This is a genomic window from Microbacterium sp. NPDC090281 (assembly GCF_044769635.1).
Lineage (GTDB): Bacteria > Actinomycetota > Actinomycetes > Actinomycetales > Microbacteriaceae > Microbacterium.
Map to the genome: position 1 here is coordinate 1,778,371 of NZ_JBIVYH010000001.1, position 21,391 is coordinate 1,799,761.

Sequence of the window (21,391 nt, forward strand, 5' to 3'; positions counted from 1 at the left end):
GCGCTCGGCTCAGACGTCTTCGGCGATCTCGCCCTCGGAGCGGGCGGTCAGCGAGCCCCGATCGAGGGTGATCGTGAGCACGCTTCCGGCTGGAGCATCGGCGGCGTCGCGCAGGATGACACCGCCGTCGAGGTGGGCGATCGCGTAGCCGCGTGCGAGAGTCGCTGCGGGGGAGAGTGCTCGAAGCGACGCGCGAAGCTCGCCGGTACGGCGTCCGGCTTCGTCGATGTGCCTGCTCACGGTGTCCCGGCCGCGGGCGAGCAGGAGCCAGGTCTCCTGGGCGCGTGCATCGATGATCGGGGCGGGGGAGCGCAGGACAGGGCGCGAGCGCAACTGATCCAACTGGGCGATGTCGTGTGAGAGGCGCTGTGTGAGGCGCGTGGTCGCGCGGGAGCGCAGTTGTGCGATGAGTGCACGCTGCTCTCCGACATCGGGCACCACTCGCTTCGCGGCATCGGTCGGTGTCGATGCTCGGAGGTCGGCGACGTCGTCCAGAAGCGGATGATCGTTCTCATGCCCGATCGCGCTGACGACGGGAGTCGATACCGCCGCGACCGCTCGCACGAGCTTCTCGTCACTGAAGCCGAGGAGGGTCTGCGGATCGCCGCCACCGCGAGCGATGATGATGACGTCGACCTCGGGGTCGGCATCGAGCCGAGCGAGGGCTGCGAGGGTGTCGGGCACGCAGCGCTCGCCCTGTACGGCGGCGTACTCGGTGCGAAAGCGCACCTGCGGCCAGCGCAGCTCGGCGTTGCGATGCACGTCTTTCTCGGCGTCGGAGCGTTCGCCGGTGATCAGTCCGATCACATGCGGAAGGAACGGCAGACGTTTCTTGCGGGAGGGGTCGAACAGACCCTCCTGTCGCAGCTGCGCGCGAAGCTTCTCGAGGCGCTCGAGCTGATCGCCCAGTCCTACATGCTTCATCGCAGAGACCGCGAAGCTGAAGTCGCCGGCCTTGACGAAGTAGTCGGCCTTGACCGCGGCCACGACATGATCGCCGACCCCGATATCGGAGGGGATGCGCCCGCGCACGCTCGACCACACCCGGATGGAGATCTGCGCGTCGGAGCGGGTGTCCTTCAACCGCGCGAAGACGTTGCCCGCGCGCACATTCCAGGAGGTGATCTCGCCCTCGACCCAGACGGTGTTCCACCGCGCGATGAAGTCGCGGATGGTCGCGTTCAACCTCGTTACAGAGGTGGGAGCGTCGGCACTGGAATCGCGGGGTGCGACGGAGTCGGCCGGCGGCGTCTCGCCCTGGCCCGTCGTCGCTTCGAAGACTGTCATCCGCTCCCGTTCCCGACCCCTGAACCTCTCCGGCCCCGCACAGCTGCACGACGGTAGAATTCAAGGGTGACTTCGACTGCCGTTCATCTCCCCGTGCCCCGCCTTCCACGAGTGCGTGCGGCGGCCGGGCGGCTTCAGGATAACCCGGTGGCCGGACACAAGCGGGTTCTGCTCGCCGCACCGCGTGGATACTGCGCCGGTGTCGACCGTGCCGTCGTGGCCGTCGAGAAGGCGCTCGAGCGCTATGGCGCCCCCGTCTACGTGCGCAAGCAGATCGTGCACAACATCCACGTCGTGACCGAGCTGGAGACGAAGGGTGCCATCTTCGTCGAAGAGGTCGACGAGGTCCCAGAAGGAGCGCACGTCGTCTTCAGCGCGCACGGTGTCTCGCCGGCGGTCGTCAACGCAGCCTCCGATCGCGGACTCCACGCGATCGATGCCACCTGCCCGCTCGTCACCAAGGTGCACCGCGAGGCCGTGCGCTTCGCACGAGACGACTTCGAGATCCTGCTCATCGGCCACGAGTGGCATGAGGAGGTCGAGGGCACCGCAGGTGAGGCTCCCGATCACGTCACCGTCGTGAACTCACCGGAAGAGGCCGACACGGTCGTCGTGAAAGACCCGAGCAAGGTCGTCTGGCTCTCGCAGACCACCCTCTCGGTCGACGAGACCATGGAGACGGTCAACCGCCTGCGCGCGCGCTTCCCCGACCTGCACAACCCGCCGTCCGACGACATCTGCTACGCCACGCAGAACCGCCAGGTCGCGATCAAGAAGGTCGCCGCCGGAGCAGACCTCGTGATCGTCGTCGGCTCTTCCAACTCGTCCAACAGCGTGCGTCTGGTCGAGGTCGCACTCGAATACGGGGCGAAGGCCGCCTATCGGGTCGACTACGCCGAGGAGATCGAGCAGGAGTGGCTCGACGGTGTCGAGACCGTGGGCGTCACCAGCGGTGCATCCGTGCCCGAGGTGCTGGTGCGCGAGGTGCTCGATGCGATCGGCGATGCCGGCTACCGCGACGTCGAAGAGGTGAAGACGGCAGAGGAAGACCTCATGTTCTCACTGCCCAAGGAACTCCGTCAGGACTCTGCGGGTCAGCGTGATGCTCGGGCTCTCGGCGGTCGTGCTTCTGGAGGAGGCGCTTAGCGTTGAGCGCCGCGGAGGCGGAGCCCACCCTCATCGGGTCGGTGCAACGCGCGCTGCGACTGGTCGACATCGTCGCCAACTCGCCCCGCCCGCTTCCGCCCAAGATGCTCGCGGCGATCACCGGTCTGACCCCCGGGACCACCTACAACCTCGTCCGCACCCTCGTTCACGAGGGCTACCTCACCTCTGAGCCGGACGGGCTCCTGCTCGGCACCCGGTTTCCCTCCTTCCAGCAGCAGATCGGCGCACGGGGCGTCTTCCTCGCTCGGGTGCGAGCGGCGCTGCGCGAGGTGACGGAAGATGTGGGTGCGACGGCGTACCTGTCGCGGTTCGACGACGGGGAGATGCACCTGGTCGACATCGTCGACGCGGTCCGCAACCCCCGGATAGAGCTGTGGGTGGGACTGCAGTCCAGCGCTCATGCGACCGCGTTGGGGAAGCAGATCCTCGCGGACCTGCCGGCGGCCGACCGGCTGGACTACCTCTCCAGGCACCGACTGGTGGAGCTCACGCCGCGCACGATCAGCGATCGTCGGACGCTGTTGACGCAGCTGGAGCGATCGCCGGGGTGGGCGATCGATCAGGAGGAGTACGCGATCGGCGCGACTTGTGTGGCCGTGCCGGTGATCGCTCCCGGTATCACCGCGTCGCTGGCGATCTCGCTGTCCGCGGATCGCGCCGTCGTCAACCGTGAGCTCGTGTCGACTCTCCAGCGCACCGCCAGACGGCTCTCGCTGCAACTGGGGGCAGACCTGCTCGGCGGCGGAGACTCCGGAGCAGAGTTCACTATCTGAAGTAAGGCCCCTGGTGCTTCGGCATGCGTTTTCCTACTATGGAGAGAGTAGCGGCATACATGAACGCTACCGATCGCCTCAAGCGTCCCCAGCGCTGGCGGTCAATCTGGATGAGGAGCGTCCCCAGCGCACCACATCCGCGGCCCCGAGAAGTCCCCACTTCTCCGGGGCCGCTATCGTCTCCGGGCCTCACACGCTGTGAGCCGGCCCGAGGTTGTGCCGTTAGCATTGCGGGATGACCGATCAGCGGCCCCAATACGGCGAACTCGCGACCCCCGAGGAGCAGCGACGAGCCGCAGGTCTGCCGCCTCTCGAGGAGATCGTGGTCGAGCCGCTCGCTGCCGCACCGGCTACGAGTTCAGCGCCGGCTTCGAGCTCAGCGCGAGTGGAGCAGCCGGCGAGCGACCCTTCCACGAAGCGGTCTCATCCGATCGACCGCTTCGCGACGATCGCGATGCTCGCCTACGGATTGATCAACATCGTCATCACGGGCTTGTCATACCTCGACCTGCCCAGCGTGATGAACGAGACCATGAAGGTTCTCGGCATCGAGGGGGAGTTCACGAACTTCGCCCAGGGCAAGACATGGGGGACGATCGCTGCAGTGCTGCTCGCCGTCGGATGGTCTGTCACCGCTGCACTCTCGATCCGACGTCTGCGTCGCGGTCGTATCACCTGGTGGATCCCGATCACGGGCGCGGTCGTGACCATGATCGTGGTGTCGATCTGCATCGCAGTGCCGATGATGAACGACCCCGCTTTCATCGCCCATCTCGAGCAGATGACGACTCCCTGACCTCACCCCGTTGCTGTCTGCTCGACGGGGGCCAGCTGAGACATACAGGAAGGGCCCGGCAATCATGCCGGGCCCTTCCTCATGTCTCGCGACGGATCAGCTCTTGGACTGGCCGTAGGAACCGAGCTGACGGGTCGACTCGACCACGCGTGCAGCCATAGCCGTCTCGGCGACCTTGCCCCAGGCGCGCGGGTCGTACTGCTTCTTGTTGCCGACCTCGCCATCGACCTTCAGGACGCCGTCGTAGTTCTTGAACATGTAGTCGGCGATCGCACGCGTGTACGCGTACTGGGTGTCGGTGTCGATGTTCATCTTGATGACGCCGTTGGCGACCGCGAGGGCGATCTCTTCGTCGGTGGAACCCGAGCCGCCGTGGAAGACCAGGTCGAGGGGCTTCGCACCCGTGTTGTACTTCGCGGCGACCTGGGCCTGGATCTCGCCGAGGAGCTCAGGACGCAGCTTCACGCCGCCGGGCTTGTAGACGCCGTGCACGTTGCCGAAGGTGAGGGCCGCGATGTAGCGTCCCTGCTCGCCGAGACCGAGTGCCTGCACGGCCTGGTCGACGTCGGCGAAGGTCGTGTACAGGGCGTCGTTGGAACCCTCGTGCTGCACGCCGTCCTCTTCGCCGCCGACGACGCCGATCTCGACCTCGAGGATGGCATTGATGTTCTTCATGCGGGGGAGGAGATCCTTCGCGATCTCGATGTTCTCCGCGAGGGGAACTGCCGAGCCGTCCCACATGTGGGACTGGAAGATCGGGTTGCGACCCGCCTTGACCTCTTCCTCAGAAGCGGCGATCAGCGGCTCGACGAAGCCGGCAAGTGCATCCTTCGGGCAGTGGTCGGTGTGCAGTGCGACCGTGACCGGGTAGTTCTTCGCGACCTCGGTCGCGAAGCGGGCGAAGGCGAGAGCCCCCGTCGCGCGAGCCTTCACGGTCTGGCCGGCGAAGTAGTCGGCGCCACCCGTGGTGACCTGGATGATGCCGTCGGAGCCGGCCTCTGTGAGGCCCTGGAGGACGGAGTTGATCGTCTGCGAGCTGGAGACGTTGAATGCGGGGTACGCGAAGCCGCCGGCCTTCGCGCGGTCGAGCATTTCGGCGTACTGATCCGGGGTGGCGACGGGCATGAGAACTCCTGCGATAGGGAAGCCGGGACAATTGCCACTCTATCGGGGCGTGCGCGCTGGTACCGAAGCCGGAGACTCGCCTGTGCGCCACGGCATCTGTTCAGTTGTTAAGAATCGCAATTCCTTCTTCGGATCCTCCCCGAAAACCGGGCTGTTCGGAATCGTGGATGACTAGGCTGACCGCATGGTGAGTCTGACAGCGGATCTGAGCCCTCTTCGTCCCGACCGTAACCTCGCGATGGAGCTGGTGCGTGCGACCGAGGCAGCGGCCATCCGCGCGGTGCCGTTCATCGGGCGCGGCGCGAAGGAGGCAGCCGACGGTGCTGCCGTCGACGCCATGCGCGCGTTCCTCGGCACGGTCGACTTCCAGGGGCGGGTCGTGATCGGCGAGGGCGAGAAGGACAACGCCCCCATGCTCTTCAACGGCGAGGTCGTCGGCACCGGCCGCGGCCCGCTGTGCGACATCGCGGTCGACCCGATCGACGGCACTTCCCTCACCGCTGCGGGCCGACAGAACGCCCTCTCGGTGATCGCCGTCTCAGACCGCGGCACGATGCTCGACGCATCAACGGTCTTCTACATGGACAAGCTCGTCACCGGCCCGGCAGGAGTCGGGGTCGTCGACATCCGCCTGCCCATCGGCGAGAACATCCGCAAGCTCGCCGGTGCGCTCGACAAGCCGGTCGATGAGATCGTCGTGTCCGTGTTGAACAGACCGCGTCACGAGCAGCTGATCCAGGAGATCCGCGATGCGGGCGCCGGCACTCGCCTGATGAGCGACGGCGATGTGGCCGGCGGCATCAACGCCGCGCGTCACGACGCTCGCACCGACATGTGCGTCGGCGTCGGCGGCAGCCCGGAGGGCATCGTCACAGCCTGTGCCATCAAGGCGCTCGGCGGACACATCCAGGGGCGCCTCTGGCCGCGTGACGACGATGAGCGCCAGCGCGGGATCGATGCAGGTCTCGACATGGACAAGGTTTACGAGGCCGACGACCTGGTGCAGGGAAACAACACCATCTTCGTCGCCACCGGCGTCACCGACGGGCAGCTCGTGGCCGGCGTGCGCCGTGAGCGCGGCTTCGTCTACACCGAGAGCGTCGTGCTCCGTGGTGCTTCCGGAACCCTCCGCCGCATCGCCTCGGAGCATCTCGTCTCGAAGTGGTTGTGATCGTTCGCACGATTCGCGGCGCCTGACGATCGGCGGCGAGAACTGCGGCATCGTTATCGAGCCGGTATCGCCTCGCAGCGGCACGATCCACGGTTCTCGGGAGCGCCGTGTCACAATTGTCACTGGGTTTGTCGCCGTCGACGGAGCCGCCAGGCACCGCAGGCACAGGAGGGCGAACAGATGGCAACGCAGCACACGAGTGGTTCGAAGGCCGCCCCGACGAAGATCGTCACGACGAACACGGGGCGCATTCTCCGTGTGAGCGCCGATGCCGAGTCTGTGGCCCCTATGCCTTCGGTCACGGCTCCGGCCGCCCCGGTCGTCGACCCCGCGCGCCGCGCCGACGTGCTCTTCCGCGTCCGACGCGACGAGGGTCACGAGATCAGTGCATGGTGGATGATCGGGGCCTTCCTCGCCACCAGCGGTCTCGTCATCCTGCTGCTCAGCGGTGTCCCTGGCATCGCCTGATCGACTCGTCGCCGGCCGTTCGCGGAATCGGCGCATCGCCGGCCGTATTCTGAACCGCAGCCGACCGCGTCACTCTTCGTCGAACCGAAGCCGCACGTCGCCCACATCTGCACGGGCTGTCGCGGGCCGCGTGCTCTCCGGCTCGAGTGCGTTGCCCTCCGCCGCATAGTCGCGTGGGGCGTCGTCTTCCGCCGCGATCAGCTCCGGTGCGGTGAATCGTCTGGCTGCACTCGTGGCCACCGCGGGAGCAGTCGCGAGAGCAGACGCATCGACGCCGGGGAACTGACGTGCGGTGACGAGCACACGAGTCTCGAGTGATCCCGCGAATCGGTTGTAGCTGTCGACCGTCCGCTCCAGGGCACGGCGCAGATCGTCGGCGTGTCCGGCGAGAGTGCCCAGGCGGTCGTACAGCTGCGTTCCCAATGCGAGCAGGGTGCGTGCCTCGGTCGACACCTCTTGCTGCGTCCAGGTGAAGGCCACTGTCTTCAGAACCGCCCACAGGTTGACGGGGGAGGCGAGCGCCACCCGTCGGCTGAAGGCGTAGTCGAGGAGGGTCGGGTCTTCATCGATGGCCGCTGACAGCAGAGACTCGGTCGGCAGGAAGCAGATCACGAACTCGGGACTCGCGTCGAGACCGCTCCAGTAGGCCTTCTTGGCCAGTGCATCGATGTGCGCGCGGACAGCCTTGACGTGCTTCTGCATCAGGCTGCGGCGCTGCGGCTCGTTGGCGTCGCCGCCAGGGAGGGCGGAGGCCTCGAGGTACGCGTCGAGCGGGACCTTGGCGTCGACGGCGATCGAGCTGCCGCCCGCGAGCCGGATCACCATGTCGGGCCGTCCCTGTCCGCGGTCGGACGAGATCGTGGCCTGCAGGTCGAAGTCGATGTGCCGTGTGAGACCCGCAGCCTCGACCACGCGGCGCAACTGGGTCTCACCCCACACGCCGCGCGTGGCGGTGGAGCGCAATGCACCTGCAAGTGACTCCGTGGTCGCTCGCAGCGCCTCGTCGGACTCCTGAGCGCGGCGCAGCTGCTCTTCGAGCGTGCCGAACTGCGCGTGCCGCTCCCGCTCGATCGCAGTGACCTTGGTCTGCATCTGCTGCAGGCTCTCCCTGACCGGTGCCAGCGCCGTCAGCACGGCGTTCTGCTGCTGCACCCGCTGCGCCTCGGCGCGCTGCTCGTCTCGTGCATGTTCGACGGCGTCGCGATACAGGTCGTACTGGCGGTCGCGGTCATCGCGGGCAGCCGCCAGCTCGGCCTGAGTGCGTGCGAGATCAGCGGCCCCGCGTGCGGCACGCAGGAACCAGCCGACGGCGACACCCGCCGCGAGAGCGACGAGGAGAAGAACGACAGCCAGAGCATCCATGTGTTCATGATGCGGCCGGCATCCGACATTCCGAGGTCGCCGCGCACAGACGCGGCGCGGAGGGTCAGGCGACGGCGCGCTCCATCGCCGGCACGACGGGTGCCACGGGCGCGGTGACGCGCAGGCTCAAGGCATCTGCGAGCGCGAAGACATCGGCCGCACCTGCCCTGGCTGCCGCGTCGATGACGATCTGGGCACAGGCGCGGGCGTCGGCGAGGGCGTCGTGGTGCGAGAACTCCTCGAACCCGGCGGCCGCAGCGGCGATCGGCAGACGGTAGGAATCGAGCGTGTACGTCTTGCGGGCGACCTGCAGGCTGCACAGCGAGCGGTAGGGCGGGCAGAGCTGCCCTGTCGCCTCTGAGGCGCGACGGAGCACGTTGAGGTCGAAGCCGGCGTTGTGGGCGACGAGCACGTCTGCTCCGGCGAAGGCACACAGGCGGTCGAACTGGTCGACCCAGGTAGCAGCGGAAAGCACGTCTTCGGGCTGGATGCCGTGGATGCGCACGTTCCATTCCTGAAATTCGTCGTGTCCGGGCGGGGGCTGGATCAGCCATCCGGTGGTCGCGACGACTTCACCGCCGCGCACACGGACGAGTCCGACGGAGCAGGCGGAGGCCGGACTGGAGTTCGCGGTCTCGAAGTCGATCGCAGTGAAGTCCAGTGGCACATCCCCACTTTCCCCCGCGCGCTCGGAGACGGGTCGGAGACTCGCCGTATGCTGGCGACATGGCTGAGGACATGGCGACGTCGTTCGGAGCGCAGGCCGGGGATTACGAGCTCGGCAGGCCCGAGTACCCCTTCGAGGCGGTGGCCTGGATGCTCGAGCGGATGCCGGCTGATTCCCGCCGTGTCGCCGATGTCGGCGCCGGAACGGGCAAGCTCACCCGGGTGCTCGCCCAGGCGCCTGACGCAGAGGTCGTCGCGATCGACCCCGATTCCGAGATGCTCGCGACCCTCCGTGGCGCGGTGCCGGGAGTCCCCACGTTCGTCGGGACGGCGGAGCAGTTGCCGCTGCCGGATGCGAGCGTCGATGCGGTCGTGCTGGGGCAGGCGTGGCACTGGGTCGATCCGGTCGCGGGGTCCGCAGAGATCGGTCGCGCGGTGCGCAGCGGGGGAGTGCTCGGCCTCATCTGGAACATCCGCGACGACCGTGTCGAATGGGTGCGGCGGCTCACCGAGATCATGCACGGCAGCCACGCCGAGATCATGCTCGCCGAGGGAGACCCGGTCGTCGCCGTTCCGTTCGGCCCGCTCGAGCAGGAACGCTGGGAATGGGTGCGGCCCGTCACCCGAGACGTGCTGCACCGGATGGCGGCATCGCGCAGCTACATCATCACCGCTCCGGACGAGGAGAAGGCGCGCATCCGCCGCGACCTCGACGAGCTCTTCGACGAGCTCGACCTGCACGGCGACGCGACGATCGACCTTCCCTACGTGACGAGGGCGTACCGCGCTGTGCGTGACTGAGGTACAGCCTTCCGTGGGACACCCAGCGCCAGCCAGGTAGACTCGTGCCCCGTGGCTCTCACTATCGGCATCGTCGGCCTGCCCAACGTCGGCAAGTCCACCCTCTTCAACGCACTCACCAAGAACGACGTGCTCGCGGCGAACTATCCGTTCGCGACGATCGAGCCCAACGTCGGTGTGGTGAACCTGCCTGACCCGCGCCTGGAGAAGCTCGCGGAGATCTTCGGCAGCGAGCGGATCCTCCCCGCAGCGGTGTCGTTCGTCGACATCGCCGGCATCGTGCGCGGCGCGAGCGAGGGCGAGGGGCTCGGCAACAAGTTCCTCGCGAACATCCGTGAGGCCGACGCCATCGCGCAGGTCGTTCGCGGATTCGCCGATGATGACGTCGTACATGTGGACGGTGCGGTGAATCCGGCCTCCGACATGGAGACGATCAACGCGGAGCTCATGCTCGCCGACCTCGAGACCGTCGACAAGGCGATCTCGCGGTACGAGAAGGAAGTGCGCGGCAAGAAGATCGAGCCCATCGTGCTCGAGACCGCGAATGCCGCGAAGGATGCTCTCGAGCGCGGCGTGCTGCTCTCAGCCTCCGGCATCGACCTGACACCGATCCGCGAGCTGGGTCTGCTCACCGCGAAGCCCGTCATCTTCGTCTTCAACGTCGACGAGGCCGTGCTGACGAACGACGCGCGCAAGGCGGAGCTCGCAGCCCTCGTCGCCCCTGCGAAGGCGATCTTCCTCGACGCGAAGATCGAATCCGAGCTCATCGACCTCGATCCCGAGGATGCGGCGGAACTGCTCGCGTCGACCGGCCAGGATGAGTCCGGCCTGGATCAGCTCGCCCGCATCGGGTTCGACACCCTCGGCCTGCAGACGTACCTCACCGCAGGCCCGAAGGAAGCCCGCGCCTGGACGATCCCCAAGGGCTCGAAGGCGCCGCAGGCCGCCGGTGTGATCCACACCGACTTCGAGAAGGGCTTCATCAAGGCCGAGATCGTCTCGTTCGACGACATGGTCGAGACCGGCTCCGTCGTCGAGGCCCGCGCCAAGGGCAAGGCACGCCTCGAAGGCAAGGACTACGTCATGCAGGACGGCGACGTGGTGGAGTTCCGCTTCAACAACTGAGGTTCGCTGCGGCGATCGGTTGCGCTGGTGTGCGCAGCAGTTTTCGAGCGAACTAGAAGTTCGCGATTTCGACTTGGCGGCTCGCCGTCATTCGTTCGCCTTGTTCACGGCGTGCGGGGTCTAAAGGAAGCTGAGTTGTCGAGATGCTACGTATCAAGATGATCGACTTGCATCTCATGTGCCGTGTCGAGGACCTCTGACAGGGACTCAAACGTCAGTAAGGGAATCTCGACCGTCAACTCACGTTCGGACGCGTATATCTCGATTCCCTCAACAACGATCATGGATAAGTCGATTTCACGTTCGAGTACTTTTCTTGACCAATCTCGTTTCTTGCCTAGCCGGGTCCGCCAGTCGTGACCGTCGAGGCCTAGTTTCTCCGCGATGTTGCGAATTTTGCCCATCGAGAAGATCGATTTGCACTCAAGAACGAAAACGGCGTCGTCGCGGGTCGCAAGTACGTCGATCTGACCCGGGAGGCGTTCACCGCAATGAAGGCGCTCCTTTCCTGACTGCGTCGACCACGTCCCCTTGTCGTCGACTGACCCAGCCTTGAACCCATGGGCACGCATGAGTTGGACAACCTTGTCTTCGAAAGGCTGCGAGATAGCCAGCTCACGTAAATTTGTTTGCTGAATTGCAGAGAGAAGCCAGGGTGCTATCGAATCCGCGAGCAGATACGCGCTGCTCCAGCAAACGCCAGCAGACTCTACGACTGGATATGCCGCGATATCCTCGTCGAGGTTGAGAAGCATTGATCGGATTTCCGGATATCCCAGCGCTCTCGAGCCGCCGACCTCTGAGTAGAACTGCGTGGAGAATTGTTCGGAGATAGGTGCTAAGTCTGGTTCGAGCGGCGCCAGGTGAATGATCAGAGATATCCGGAGGTATAAACCCAACCAGATTGGTCCCGCTTCGCCGGCTGCAGGAAGTTGCGACAGATGGGGGAACTCTTCGGTGGTGAACAAGCTTTCAGGATCAGTCTTTCTCGAAATGATCTCCGCTATTGCGAGAAGACTGCTGTGTGGATTAGACATCAGCGACACCGCGTCGATTGCAGTGGGCAGGCTTGAGCCGCTGATGAGAATCGATACGGCTTGGTCGGAGTCTTTCGATTCCCAGATAGGGGCGAGTTCGATCGCGTTTTCTTCGTGGCTAAGCCAACATGTCGCGATGAGTTGGGCGACGTCGTTCAGGGCTCTGGAGCTACCAGTATCGGAAGTGCTTCTTAGTAACGCCAGCGCCCGCTTCACATGCGGACGGACCGGTTCCGTGGGCTCGCGGAGGGAGTTCCAAAATGCGAGCAGAACGATCGAGGCCCAATCGGAGTCGATCCCGGCGGCAAGCTCGGACGGCTCTCCCCACGGGGAGTTCCCATCGAACTCTTCATCATCCCGCATCTTGTCAAGCGCGACGGCCAGCTCGATCGCTGTGCGTCGGGCACGAGTGCCGACATGACGGACCTGGGCCTTCATCGGCTCTCCGATCTCAGAATTGCCTACCTCGGAAGTACGCGGCAAGCCTATTGGGTGTGGGCGGCATCGCCCGACGCACATCAACGTCCTGAGAGTTCCGCCTCAACAGTCAGTGCGATTCATAGGTGTCTACCAGGGAGGCAAGTACCGTGTCCCAGCTCTGCACGGAAGACGGTTGTGCTGCGTGCGGGTGCGGGCGGCGCGTGTAGATTCGCAGTTGGTCCTGGTTGGGGACTGGGCCCCACTATGGAGCGGAATCCGGTTCGGCTTAGCCTCAGGAGCAACGGATGGGCGATGACTCGCTAAGTGTGACTCTGTCTTCGCAGAAGAGAACAGACACACTCCTCATCCGCATCTGCCTGATCATCGTGATCCTCGGCCTCGTCGTGAGCGGGGTCACCGCCTTCCCACTACGCGAAGAACTGATGCTCGGGCGCGACATCCTCAACGGCACCGGTCTGAGCACGGTCTTCCCCGACCTCGCCCTCTGGGTGCAGCGGGTCGCCGAAGGACTCGACGTCACGGGCACCGACTATCCGTTCCTCGCTTACGGAACGGACTGGCTGGCATTCGCGCACCTGGCGATCGCGGTCGCCTTCGTCGGGCCGCTCATCGATCCGGTCCGCAACGTCTGGGTCACCATCTGGGGTCTCATCATGTGCGCGGGCATCGTTCCGCTGGCGCTGATCGCCGGTGCGATTCGAGGCCTCCCGCTCGGCTGGCAGCTCATCGACATCTCCTTCGGCGTCGTCGCGGCCGTGCCTCTCACCATCGCGCTCGTGCTGACGCGCCGAATCGTGAGAGCGAAAGCCGCCGCTCTCTGAGAGAGTGCGTCCGCGTGCCACCCCCGTGGGGTGACAGGATTGACGGATGACCGCAACACTCGTGGCCCAAGGGCTGGCCGGCGGGTACGGCCACCGCACGCTGTTCGACTCGCTCGACCTGACCGTCACCGCGGGTGATGTGGTCGGCCTCGTCGGAGCCAACGGAGCCGGGAAGTCGACCCTTCTCAAGCTGCTGGCGGGTGTCGACGAGCCGCAGGCCGGGACGATCCGCCTCGCACCGGCAGACGCCTTCGTCGGCTGGCTTCCGCAGGAGCACGAGCGGATCGTCGGTGAGACCGTCGCCGACTACATCGGCCGTCGCACGGGCTGCACGGCTGCGACCAGAGACATGGATGCCGCCGCTGCTGCCCTGGGCGACCCGAGTCTTGCTGCTCCCGGCACAGACCCCGCCGACACCTACTCGGTCGCGCTGGATCGCTGGCTGGCGAGCGGTGCCGCCGACCTCGATGAGCGGCTTCCCGTCGTGCTCGCCGATCTCGGACTCGACCTGGGCGACGACCCGGCCGACGCCCTGATGACCTCTCTGTCAGGCGGGCAGGCGGCTCGCGTCGGTCTCGCCGCGTTGCTGCTCTCGCGCTTCGACATCGCGCTGCTGGACGAGCCGACGAACGACCTCGACCTCGACGGGATCGAGCGGCTCGAGGCATTCGTGCGGGGGCTCCGCGGCGGTGTCGTGGTGGTGAGCCACGACCGCGAGTTCCTCGCCCGCTGCGTGACCAGGGTGCTGGAACTCGATCTCGCGCAGGGCAGCAACCGGGTGTTCGGCGGCGGCTACGACGCGTACCTGGAGGAGCGGGCCACGCTCCGTCGCCACCAGCGCGAGAAGTACGACGAGTTCGCCGACAAGAAGGCCGACCTCGTCTCGCGCGCCCGCACGCAGCGGGAGTGGTCGAGCCAGGGCGTGCGCAACGCGATGAAGAAGGCGCCCGACAACGACAAGATCAAACGCAAGGCCTCGGCCGAGTCGAGCGAGAAGCAGGCGCAGAAGGTGCGCCAGATGGAGAGCAGGATCGCCCGACTCGAAGAGGTCGAGGAGCCGCGCAAGGAGTGGCAGCTCGAGTTCACGATCGGCTCGGCGCCGCGTTCCAGCTCCGTCGTGTCGACGCTGAGCTCGGCCGTGTTCCGGCAGGGGAGCTTCCAGCTCGGGCCCGTGTCGCTCCAGGTGAACGCGGGGGAGCGGATCGGCATCACCGGCCCTAACGGCGCCGGGAAGTCGACGCTGCTGCGTGGACTGCTGGGGCGGCAGGCTCCGGACGAGGGAACGGCGAGCCTCGGTGCGAGTGTGCAGATCGGCGAGATCGACCAGGCCCGTGCACTGCTGGTCGGCACGCAGCCGCTCGCCGTCGCCTTCGAGGAGCTCGTTCCGGAGATGGCGTCGGGCGAGGTCCGTACCCTCCTCGCAAAGTTCGGGCTCAAAGCCGATCACGTGACACGCGCCGTCGATGAGCTCTCGCCGGGTGAGCGCACGCGCGCGGGTCTGGCACTGCTGCAGGCACGCGGCATCAACCTGCTCGTGCTCGACGAGCCGACCAACCACCTCGACCTGCCCGCGATCGAACAGCTCGAACAGGCGCTCGAGTCCTACGAGGGAACGCTGCTGCTGGTCACCCACGATCGGCGGATGCTCGCCACCGTGCAGACCGACCGCCAGTGGCGGGTGGAGGCCGGGCAGGTCAGCGAGGTATGACGAGCTTCGTCATCGACAGTGTCCCGCACGAGAGTTTGACCCCGAACGACCTGGCACGGCTACGGGCGCTGTTCGACGCCGAATACTTCTCCGAGTTCGGCGTGTGGGATCCCGATCAGCCCTACGGCTATGCACCCCATGGCTTTCACCACATCGCCAGACTCGGCGACGACGTGGTGGGACACGTCGGTTGGGCGCGGCGGACGATCGGCGTCGGTGCGGCGGAGGTCGTGGTCGCGGGTGTCGGTGGGGTGCTGATCTCCCCGCACGCACGAGGGCGGCGGGCCGGTGCGCGGCTCTTGGAGCGCGCAGCCGCATCGATGACGGAGGCCGGGGGCATCGAGTTCGGGTATCTCGGGTGCCGTGAGGAGGTGGTCGCCTTCTACGAGTCGTGCGGGTGGCACCGCGTCTCCGCAGCGGAGCACTCGATGGGTCGCGCCGGTCTGCCGAGCACGCAGCCTCCGGGGCCGCCGATTCTGACACTCGCGCTCGATTCCCCACCACGCCGGTGGCCCGCGGGCACGATCGATCTTCGCGGGCGGGCCTGGTAGCCGTCGGTCGAAGCCGATCCGGCGTCCGCGTCTCACTGACCGCCCGCTCGGGATACGCTGGAACACGGCGGCTCCGGCCGCGGTTCGGTCGCTGGCGTCCGCCGTGGACGTTCCGCCTGAGTACCTGACACCGAAGGCACGAGGAGATTGACGCCGATGACCGACACCCAGATCTTCGAGCCCGACGGCCGCGCGATCCCCTTCGTCGATGAGGGTGACGGGCCCGTCAAGCTCGTCCTCATCCAGGAGCGCGATCTGGCGGCTGATGTTCTCGGCGTCGTCGCGCACTACCTCGCTGAGGAAGCGGGCTTCCACGTGCTGCGGATCGGCCACCGTGCCGAGACCAAGCATGAAGAGGTTTCCCTCGACGATCGGGTCGAAGATGCTCTCGCCGTGATCGATCACGTCGGACTGGGCGACACCTGGATCGGCGGTCATGGCTTCGGTGGCACCGTCGCGCGGGCCTTCGCCCTGGCACATGCCGATCGCGTGAACGGTCTGGCGCTGCTGGCTGTGGAAGAGAACGAGACCCCGCTCGCACCGGTCATGCCGGTTCTGATCATCCAGGGCACGGGCGACTTGGTCACTCCGTTCGCCAACGGCGAGCAGCTGCAGTCCACGGCACCGGAGCGCGCGAGCGTGAAGAGCATCGACGGTGCAGATCACCTGTTCCCGATGACGCACCCGATCGAGACCGCGGTCGTCATCGAGGAGTACCTCGACTGGGACTGAGTCCCTAGCGGCCCTGTTGCTCTAACGGCCCTGTTGCTCTAACGGCCCTGTCGCTTCTTGTACGGCTTCGGCTGCCCCTTCACTGCGGGGGTGCGACCCTTGCCCTTCGATGCCCTGGCCTTGCCTCCCGCAGGGGCGGGCGCGTTGCGAACCGGCTCCGGAGCTGCAGCGACCTCGGCCTTCGCCTCCACCAGGAGGAGTTCTCCGACGGCGGTCAGTCTCGTCTGACCTTCACGATGGATGACCGGGTGCCCGATCTCTTCCTCGATCTTGTCGATCGACGTGTAGAGCGAGGCCAGGGGGATGCCAAGCTTCTCGGCCGCTCGCGGAAAGTGCTGCTCCTCTGCAAGGACGACGAAACGGCGGAGCAGGGAGATCTTCACGGTGGCCTTTCGACGGTTCGCACGAGATTGCGAAGCCTTTCCAGGTTACGCGGTCTACACAAACGGATGCCGCGACCGAGTCGGCCGCGGCATCCGGAATTCTTCGGTCAGGCGACCTGTGGCATGACCGCGAAGGACACGGAGCCTTCGTCGTCGACGCCGGCATCGAGGATCTTGTCGTCGAGCGCCGCCACAGCGGACTCATCGAGGAAGAGGCGGGTGCCTGAGATCTCCACGACCTGATCCTGGGGCTCCGGGTCCGCAGCGACGAGCACGGCGAGACGCGCACCGCCTTCTGCGCCCTGAGGCTCGGTGGAGTGGATGCGGAGCCCCGCATCAGGGGCGTCGGTCTGACGGCTCACGAGGGTCGTCACGATGGCGGAGGCGTTGTCGGTGAGGGTGAGCACGAGACTCTCCTTCCGGTTGGGGCATGCCACGGTCGCGACATGTCCGGGCTACGATGCCCGACCTCGGAGATCGGCTCAACCCCCTTGCGCGGATTCGGAGGAGGCTCTTACCCTGCTCGCAGCTGCTTGCGCAGAAACACCTGCTCGGTACCGTCGCCGTCGGGAACACGCTCGTGCTCCTTGTACCCGCAGGACTCGTAGAGGCGGATGTTCGCCTCGCTCAGGCTTCCGGTGAACAGCTCGGCGACATCCGCCCCCGATTCCTTCTCGGCGCTTTCGAGCAGCAGCTTTCCGATTCCCTCGCCCTGCATGTCGGGAGCGATCGCGATCCTGCCGGTCAGGAGCAGACCGTCCCTCACGACGTAGCGGATCGCGCCGACGAGGCGACCGTGGATGCGCGCGGTCAGTCCGGACTCGGATCGGAGCTCCGCCTCCAGTTCCGTGAGCGTCTGCGTGAGCGGCGGCATATCGACGCTTCCGTAGATCGCCGCCTCCGACACGAAGGCCGCGCGCTGCACGGTCAGCACCTCGCCGGCGTCGTCGTCGCTGATGGGGGAGATGGTGATCTCCGGGTGTGTTGTGCGGTGGTCTTGGTTCACGATGTCTGCGTCACTCACTCGAGTCACATTCCGGGTTGCGTCCGCTCGGTGTCAACCCCCTCGCCCGGGTTCGCGGTGCGAGCTAGCGTCACCGGCAGGAGGTCACACCATGGCTGAAAGCACGACGACCAAGAAGACCGGCGGCTCGACGAAGGGCGCGGCGAAGACGACCAGACAGCAGAACGCCGAGAAGGGGTTCACGGCCTCGACGACGTTGGCGAACAACCTGCAGGCGGTGCTCGTCGACCTGTTGGATCTGGCGATCCAAGGAAAGCAGGCGCACTGGAACGTCGTGGGGCGCAACTTCCGCGACACGCACCGTCAGCTCGACGAGATCATCGACGATGCACGGACGTTCAGCGACACGATCGCAGAGCGCATGCGCGCCCTGCATGCCGTTCCCGATGGGCGCAGCGCAACCATCGCGAAGACCACGTCGCTTCCTGAGTTCCCCGCGGGCGAGGTGTCGACGACGGAGACGATCGACCTCGTCACCGAGCGCCTCGAAGCTGCGGTGGGAACGGTGCGCGACGTGCACGACGCCGTCGACGAAGAGGACCCGACCTCGGCCGACCTCCTGCACGCCATCATCGAGCGGCTCGAGCAGTTCGCCTGGATGGTCAGTGCGGAGAACCGGAGCCCAGCGGGACGCTGAGCGTCCTCGCTCCCGCGAAGAACCGCGTCATTCCGGCGCGGTTCCGCGGGGGAGGGGCTTGCCCCGCATGACCCGAGGCAGCGCCACCCACAGGGCTGCCACCAGAATGAGCGCTGCGACGAGAGCGATGATCCCCGCGGTGCGGTTCACCGTGAAGTCGACGATCAGGGTGGTCACGCCGATGGTCAGGGCACCGATCACGATCAGGTCGATGCGTACGATCCGGGCGGCGATGCGGACGAGGTCGGGCTTGCGACGACGCCCGAACAGTGCCCGATGCATCCCCACCGGTGCGAGGGCGAGGATGGTCGCCACCGCCGCGAGAGCGACGAGGACGACATACAGATCGCGCTGGAGTTCGTCCATGTCGGTGAATCGCGGTTGGAAGGCGACGGCGAGGAGGAACCCGGTCAGGATCTGCGTACCCGTCTGCATGACGCGCAACTCCTGCAGCAGCTCGTCCCAGTTGCGATCCGCGCGCTCGTTCGCGGTCTCGTCCCGCCCGTCGGCACGGTCGTCGAGACCGTCCTCACGACCAGATGGTTCTGATGTCATGGACTCAGTGTGGTTTCCTCGCTCGGGTGCTGTCCAGACGTGTGCCCCCGCAGAACGAAAGAAGGCATGATGACGCTCCCGCCGATCCGCGACTGGTGGACCGAACTCACTGACGAGGGACGCCGAGCGGTGCTCGACAGTGAGGCCCCGCATCTCGATGAGGCGGTGCGCGAGGAGATCCGTGTGATCACCGGTGCCGTGGTCGGCATGGTGGAGCCCCTCAGCGACGACGACCTCGAGTACGCTCGCGCGCACGCCGCGCCGGAGGGCTGAGCGCCCCGGCTGTGCCGCTTATGCGGCGTCGGGCTCCGTCGTCTCCGACCCCTCTTCGCGCAACCGCGGCTCGGTGCGACGCTCCGGACGCACGCCGGCCTTGTCGGCGTAGAACGCACGGATCCGGTCCATGTCTGCCGCGACATCGCCGGTCAGGTCGATCGTCGGGCCCAGGCCGCTCGTCATGGTGGTTCGATCGACGAATCCCAGGGTCACCGGCATGCCCGTCTCACGTGCGATCCGGTAGAAGCCCGATTTCCAGTACTCATTGCCCCCTCGGGTTCCATCGGGCGTGACGACGAGGCCGAAGACAGTGCCGTTATGGACCTGCCCGACGACGTCTTTCACCACGCGCGCAGGGTCAGTGCGGTCGACGGGGATGCCGCCGAGGCGCCGCATGATCGGGCCTCGCCAGCCGCGGAAGAGGCTCTTCTTGCCGAGCCAGTGCACGTCGATGTCGAGCTGCCACGCGATCGCGAGCATCAGGACGAAATCCCAGTTCGAGGTATGGGGCGCCCCCACGAGCACTGTCGGGCGGGTCGGTGCAGCCTCGCTCACGAGCGTCCATCTGCTGAACGCCCAGAACATGCGGGCGAGAACTCGTTTGACCATGGATCAACCGTAGGGGAGAACGGCTGTTCGCCCGCTGTCGACGTACCTCGGGCGGGTTCGGCGCCACCCGCTCTGCGCAGGCGTACGATCGAGGGATGAAGAAGACGCAGCAGGACTCCGTGCAGCAGGAAGCGCCCATCGGGCTGCAGCCGCTCCTGGACTCCCTGAACCTGCTCGAGGGCGACGCCGCCGGCTATTGCAGCAATGGCGTCTGCCAGTTCCCCGCCCCGAAGAGCGAGTAAGAGGCAGACGCCATCGCAGGCCGTCTACGGGCGGTCAGTGGCCGCCGTGGAAGCCCTCGCCGGCGTCGTCGGCGGGCTTGCGGACGAACGGGCTGAGCGCCACTGCCGCGAGCGAGATGATCGCCGCGATCAGGAATGCCATGCGTGCGCCGGGAGCACCGGCGACCGCGGTCGACAGGCCCTCCTGCTCGCCCGCGTGCAGGATCGACGAGTACGTCACCAGCAGCAGCGCCACACCGGCAGCGCCGCCGACCTGCTGCAGCGTGTTCAGCACCGCCGACCCGTGCGAGTACAGCGAGCGCTGGAGCGAACCGAGCGATGCGGAGAACAGCGGCGTGAACGACATCGCGAGTCCGACGGACATGACTGCCTGCACGATGATGAGCACCCACCACACGGTGTGCTCGCCGACGGTCGAGTAGTAGAACAGCGCAGCGGAGACCATGATCGTGCCGGGGATGAGCAGCGGACGGGTGCCGCGCGCATCGTAGACGCGCCCCATGATCGGACCGAGCAGACCCATCAGCAGCGAGCCGGGGAGCAGGATCAAGCCGGACTGGAGCGGGTTGAGGCCGGCCACGTTCTGCAGGTACTGCGGAAGCAGTGTCAGGGTGCCGAACATCGACAGCGCCAGGATCGACATGATGATCACGGACAGCGTGAAGTTGCTGGAGCGGAACACGCGCAGGTCGAGCAGAGCATCGTCGATGCGCTGCAGCACGAGCTGACGCCAGACGAACAGTCCGAGCGACAGTGCGCCGACGACCAGCGAGATGATGCCGGTGGTCTCGCCTGATCCACCCTCGCCGCCGAACTGGCTGAGTCCGAACACGATGCCGCCGAAGCCGAGAGCGGCGAGCGGGATCGAGAGCACATCGAGCGGCACCTTGCGGGTCTCGCCGAGGTTGGTCATCCACTTCACACCCATGAAGAGTGCGATGAGGGAGATCGGGAGGATGATCGCGAACAGTGCGCGCCAGCTGGCGAGCTCGAGCACCGCACCGGCGAGGGTCGGACCGATAGCCGGGGCGAGCGAGATGACGAGACCGACACGGCCCATCATGCGACCACGGGACTGCGGCGGGACCACGTTCATGATCGTCGTCATCAGCAGCGGCATCATGATGCCGGTACCTGCCGCCTGGATCACACGGCCGACGAGCAACACGCCGAAGCCGGGCGCGACCAGTGCGACGAGAGTGCCGAGTGAGAAGGCGATCATCGCGGCGATGAACACCTGGCGGGTCGTGAACCGCTGCAGGATGAATCCGGTCGTCGGGATGACCACGGCCATGGTGAGCATGAACGCACTGGTGAGCCACTGGCCGAGCTCGGGCGGGATGCCGAGGTCAGTGTTCAGATGCGGGATCGCGATCCCCATCGTGGTCTCGTTGAGGATGGCGACGAAGGCGGCGACGAGCAGCAGCCAGATCACCCGCATGTCCTTGCGTGAGATCTCGCCCCCTGCCGGTGCGGGGGTCGTCGAGATGGAGCCGGTATCGACGGCAGACATGGGCGGCCTCCAGGGCGAAGAAGAAGTGGAAATCGCGAGAGTTCGCAAGAGTCATTCAGCGTAACGGCCACCACGGACATTTCATTCCGAACTCACAGATATCCGCTGACGGCGGAGACAC

General features: G+C 66.3%; 25 protein-coding genes. 14 read left to right on the top strand and 11 right to left on the bottom strand.

Annotated features, from left to right (window positions below; genetic code table 11):
- Nucleotides 1-9 precede the first annotated feature (9 nt).
- Nucleotides 10-1,287: an exodeoxyribonuclease VII large subunit gene (gene xseA, locus ACIQTX_RS08595; RefSeq protein WP_402971239.1), complete on the bottom strand. Its 1,278-nt coding sequence runs from the start codon at nt 1,285-1,287 to the stop codon at nt 10-12.
- A 93-nt stretch (nt 1,288-1,380) separates the two neighbouring features.
- On the opposite strand from xseA, the gene ACIQTX_RS08600 reads away from it, so the two are divergent.
- The 3 genes from ACIQTX_RS08600 (at nt 1,381) to ACIQTX_RS08610 (ending at nt 4,023) form a co-directional block, all read left to right on the top strand.
- Entirely contained in the window at nt 1,381-2,433 is a 1,053-nt protein-coding gene (locus tag ACIQTX_RS08600) for a 4-hydroxy-3-methylbut-2-enyl diphosphate reductase (RefSeq protein WP_374954128.1), read from the top strand.
- A 2-nt stretch (nt 2,434-2,435) separates the two neighbouring features.
- Nucleotides 2,436-3,227, top strand: a complete 792-nt coding sequence (locus tag ACIQTX_RS08605; RefSeq protein WP_402971242.1) for an IclR family transcriptional regulator — start codon at nt 2,436-2,438, stop codon at nt 3,225-3,227.
- Between the two features lie 235 nt (nt 3,228-3,462).
- The gene (locus ACIQTX_RS08610) at nt 3,463-4,023 is read left to right on the top strand and encodes a DUF6264 family protein (protein WP_402971245.1); all 561 of its coding nucleotides are present in this window, start codon (nt 3,463-3,465) and stop codon (nt 4,021-4,023) included.
- A gap of 96 nt (nt 4,024-4,119) precedes the next feature.
- Here the strand turns inward: ACIQTX_RS08610 and fbaA are convergent, their stop codons facing one another.
- Nucleotides 4,120-5,148: a class II fructose-bisphosphate aldolase gene (fbaA, locus tag ACIQTX_RS08615; RefSeq protein WP_028503820.1), complete on the bottom strand. Its 1,029-nt coding sequence runs from the start codon at nt 5,146-5,148 to the stop codon at nt 4,120-4,122.
- Nucleotides 5,149-5,332: 184 nt separating this feature from the next.
- Between fbaA and glpX the strand changes: the two genes are divergently transcribed.
- Together glpX and ACIQTX_RS08625 are read left to right on the top strand one after the other, a co-directional pair.
- The gene (gene glpX / locus ACIQTX_RS08620; RefSeq protein WP_028503821.1) at nt 5,333-6,319 is read left to right on the top strand and encodes a class II fructose-bisphosphatase; all 987 of its coding nucleotides are present in this window, start codon (nt 5,333-5,335) and stop codon (nt 6,317-6,319) included.
- Between the two features lie 180 nt (nt 6,320-6,499).
- Nucleotides 6,500-6,787, top strand: coding sequence for a hypothetical protein (locus ACIQTX_RS08625; RefSeq protein WP_028503822.1), 288 nt, complete (start codon nt 6,500-6,502; stop codon nt 6,785-6,787).
- Between the two features lie 69 nt (nt 6,788-6,856).
- Here the strand turns inward: ACIQTX_RS08625 and rmuC are convergent, their stop codons facing one another.
- Nucleotides 6,857-8,149 (bottom strand): DNA recombination protein RmuC, encoded by a 1,293-nt coding sequence (rmuC, locus tag ACIQTX_RS08630; RefSeq protein ID WP_402971250.1) that lies wholly within the window; start codon nt 8,147-8,149, stop codon nt 6,857-6,859.
- Nucleotides 8,150-8,213: 64 nt separating this feature from the next.
- Nucleotides 8,214-8,816, bottom strand: a complete 603-nt coding sequence (locus ACIQTX_RS08635; RefSeq protein WP_402971253.1) for a 3'-5' exonuclease — start codon at nt 8,814-8,816, stop codon at nt 8,214-8,216.
- Nucleotides 8,817-8,875: 59 nt separating this feature from the next.
- Here ACIQTX_RS08635 and ACIQTX_RS08640 point away from each other — a divergent pair, with 59 nt between their 5' ends.
- Together ACIQTX_RS08640 and ychF are read left to right on the top strand one after the other, a co-directional pair.
- The gene (locus ACIQTX_RS08640; RefSeq protein ID WP_402971256.1) at nt 8,876-9,616 is read left to right on the top strand and encodes a class I SAM-dependent methyltransferase; all 741 of its coding nucleotides are present in this window, start codon (nt 8,876-8,878) and stop codon (nt 9,614-9,616) included.
- 51 nt (nt 9,617-9,667) lie between these two features.
- A complete protein-coding gene (gene ychF, locus ACIQTX_RS08645; RefSeq protein WP_105526640.1) occupies nt 9,668-10,741 on the top strand; it encodes a redox-regulated ATPase YchF in 1,074 nt (357 codons plus the stop codon).
- Between the two features lie 146 nt (nt 10,742-10,887).
- On the opposite strand, the gene ACIQTX_RS08650 is transcribed toward ychF, so the two are convergent.
- The gene (locus ACIQTX_RS08650; protein WP_402971259.1) at nt 10,888-12,216 is read right to left on the bottom strand and encodes a hypothetical protein; all 1,329 of its coding nucleotides are present in this window, start codon (nt 12,214-12,216) and stop codon (nt 10,888-10,890) included.
- 287 nt (nt 12,217-12,503) lie between these two features.
- Here ACIQTX_RS08650 and ACIQTX_RS08655 point away from each other — a divergent pair, with 287 nt between their 5' ends.
- The 4 genes from ACIQTX_RS08655 (at nt 12,504) to ACIQTX_RS08670 (ending at nt 16,031) form a co-directional block, all read left to right on the top strand.
- Entirely contained in the window at nt 12,504-13,040 is a 537-nt protein-coding gene (locus ACIQTX_RS08655) for a hypothetical protein (RefSeq protein ID WP_402971262.1), read from the top strand.
- A gap of 46 nt (nt 13,041-13,086) precedes the next feature.
- On the top strand, nt 13,087-14,748 hold the full coding sequence (locus ACIQTX_RS08660) for an ABC-F family ATP-binding cassette domain-containing protein (protein ID WP_402971265.1): 1,662 nt from the start codon (nt 13,087-13,089) through the stop codon (nt 14,746-14,748).
- On the top strand, nt 14,745-15,299 hold the full coding sequence (locus ACIQTX_RS08665) for a GNAT family N-acetyltransferase (protein WP_402971268.1): 555 nt from the start codon (nt 14,745-14,747) through the stop codon (nt 15,297-15,299). The genes ACIQTX_RS08660 and ACIQTX_RS08665 overlap by 4 nt, the downstream gene beginning before the upstream one ends.
- Nucleotides 15,300-15,455: 156 nt before the next feature.
- Nucleotides 15,456-16,031 (top strand): alpha/beta fold hydrolase, encoded by a 576-nt coding sequence (locus ACIQTX_RS08670; RefSeq protein WP_402971271.1) that lies wholly within the window; start codon nt 15,456-15,458, stop codon nt 16,029-16,031.
- 38 nt (nt 16,032-16,069) lie between these two features.
- On the opposite strand, the gene ACIQTX_RS08675 is transcribed toward ACIQTX_RS08670, so the two are convergent.
- The 3 genes from ACIQTX_RS08675 to ACIQTX_RS08685 form a co-directional block, all read right to left on the bottom strand.
- Nucleotides 16,070-16,414 (bottom strand): LysR family transcriptional regulator, encoded by a 345-nt coding sequence (locus ACIQTX_RS08675; RefSeq protein WP_105526633.1) that lies wholly within the window; start codon nt 16,412-16,414, stop codon nt 16,070-16,072.
- A 107-nt stretch (nt 16,415-16,521) separates the two neighbouring features.
- A complete protein-coding gene (locus tag ACIQTX_RS08680; RefSeq protein ID WP_028503835.1) occupies nt 16,522-16,821 on the bottom strand; it encodes a Fe-S cluster assembly protein HesB in 300 nt (99 codons plus the stop codon).
- Nucleotides 16,822-16,928: 107 nt separating this feature from the next.
- Entirely contained in the window at nt 16,929-17,438 is a 510-nt protein-coding gene (locus tag ACIQTX_RS08685) for a GNAT family N-acetyltransferase (RefSeq protein WP_402971276.1), read from the bottom strand.
- Nucleotides 17,439-17,529: 91 nt separating this feature from the next.
- Between ACIQTX_RS08685 and ACIQTX_RS08690 the strand changes: the two genes are divergently transcribed.
- On the top strand, nt 17,530-18,075 hold the full coding sequence (locus ACIQTX_RS08690; protein ID WP_028503837.1) for a Dps family protein: 546 nt from the start codon (nt 17,530-17,532) through the stop codon (nt 18,073-18,075).
- Nucleotides 18,076-18,102: 27 nt separating this feature from the next.
- Here ACIQTX_RS08690 and ACIQTX_RS08695 read toward each other — a convergent pair whose 3' ends face one another.
- Nucleotides 18,103-18,630, bottom strand: coding sequence for a DUF6328 family protein (locus ACIQTX_RS08695; protein WP_402971279.1), 528 nt, complete (start codon nt 18,628-18,630; stop codon nt 18,103-18,105).
- A 69-nt stretch (nt 18,631-18,699) separates the two neighbouring features.
- Here ACIQTX_RS08695 and ACIQTX_RS08700 point away from each other — a divergent pair, with 69 nt between their 5' ends.
- Entirely contained in the window at nt 18,700-18,903 is a 204-nt protein-coding gene (locus ACIQTX_RS08700; RefSeq protein WP_402971282.1) for a hypothetical protein, read from the top strand.
- 18 nt (nt 18,904-18,921) lie between these two features.
- Here the strand turns inward: ACIQTX_RS08700 and ACIQTX_RS08705 are convergent, their stop codons facing one another.
- Complete coding sequence (locus ACIQTX_RS08705) at nt 18,922-19,515, bottom strand: 1-acyl-sn-glycerol-3-phosphate acyltransferase (protein ID WP_402971284.1); 594 nt, start codon at nt 19,513-19,515, stop codon at nt 18,922-18,924.
- A 95-nt stretch (nt 19,516-19,610) separates the two neighbouring features.
- Here ACIQTX_RS08705 and ACIQTX_RS08710 point away from each other — a divergent pair, with 95 nt between their 5' ends.
- Nucleotides 19,611-19,757, top strand: a complete 147-nt coding sequence (locus ACIQTX_RS08710) for a hypothetical protein (RefSeq protein WP_402971287.1) — start codon at nt 19,611-19,613, stop codon at nt 19,755-19,757.
- Nucleotides 19,758-19,791: 34 nt separating this feature from the next.
- Here the strand turns inward: ACIQTX_RS08710 and ACIQTX_RS08715 are convergent, their stop codons facing one another.
- The gene (locus ACIQTX_RS08715; RefSeq protein ID WP_028503841.1) at nt 19,792-21,270 is read right to left on the bottom strand and encodes a DHA2 family efflux MFS transporter permease subunit; all 1,479 of its coding nucleotides are present in this window, start codon (nt 21,268-21,270) and stop codon (nt 19,792-19,794) included.
- Nucleotides 21,271-21,391 lie beyond the last annotated feature (121 nt).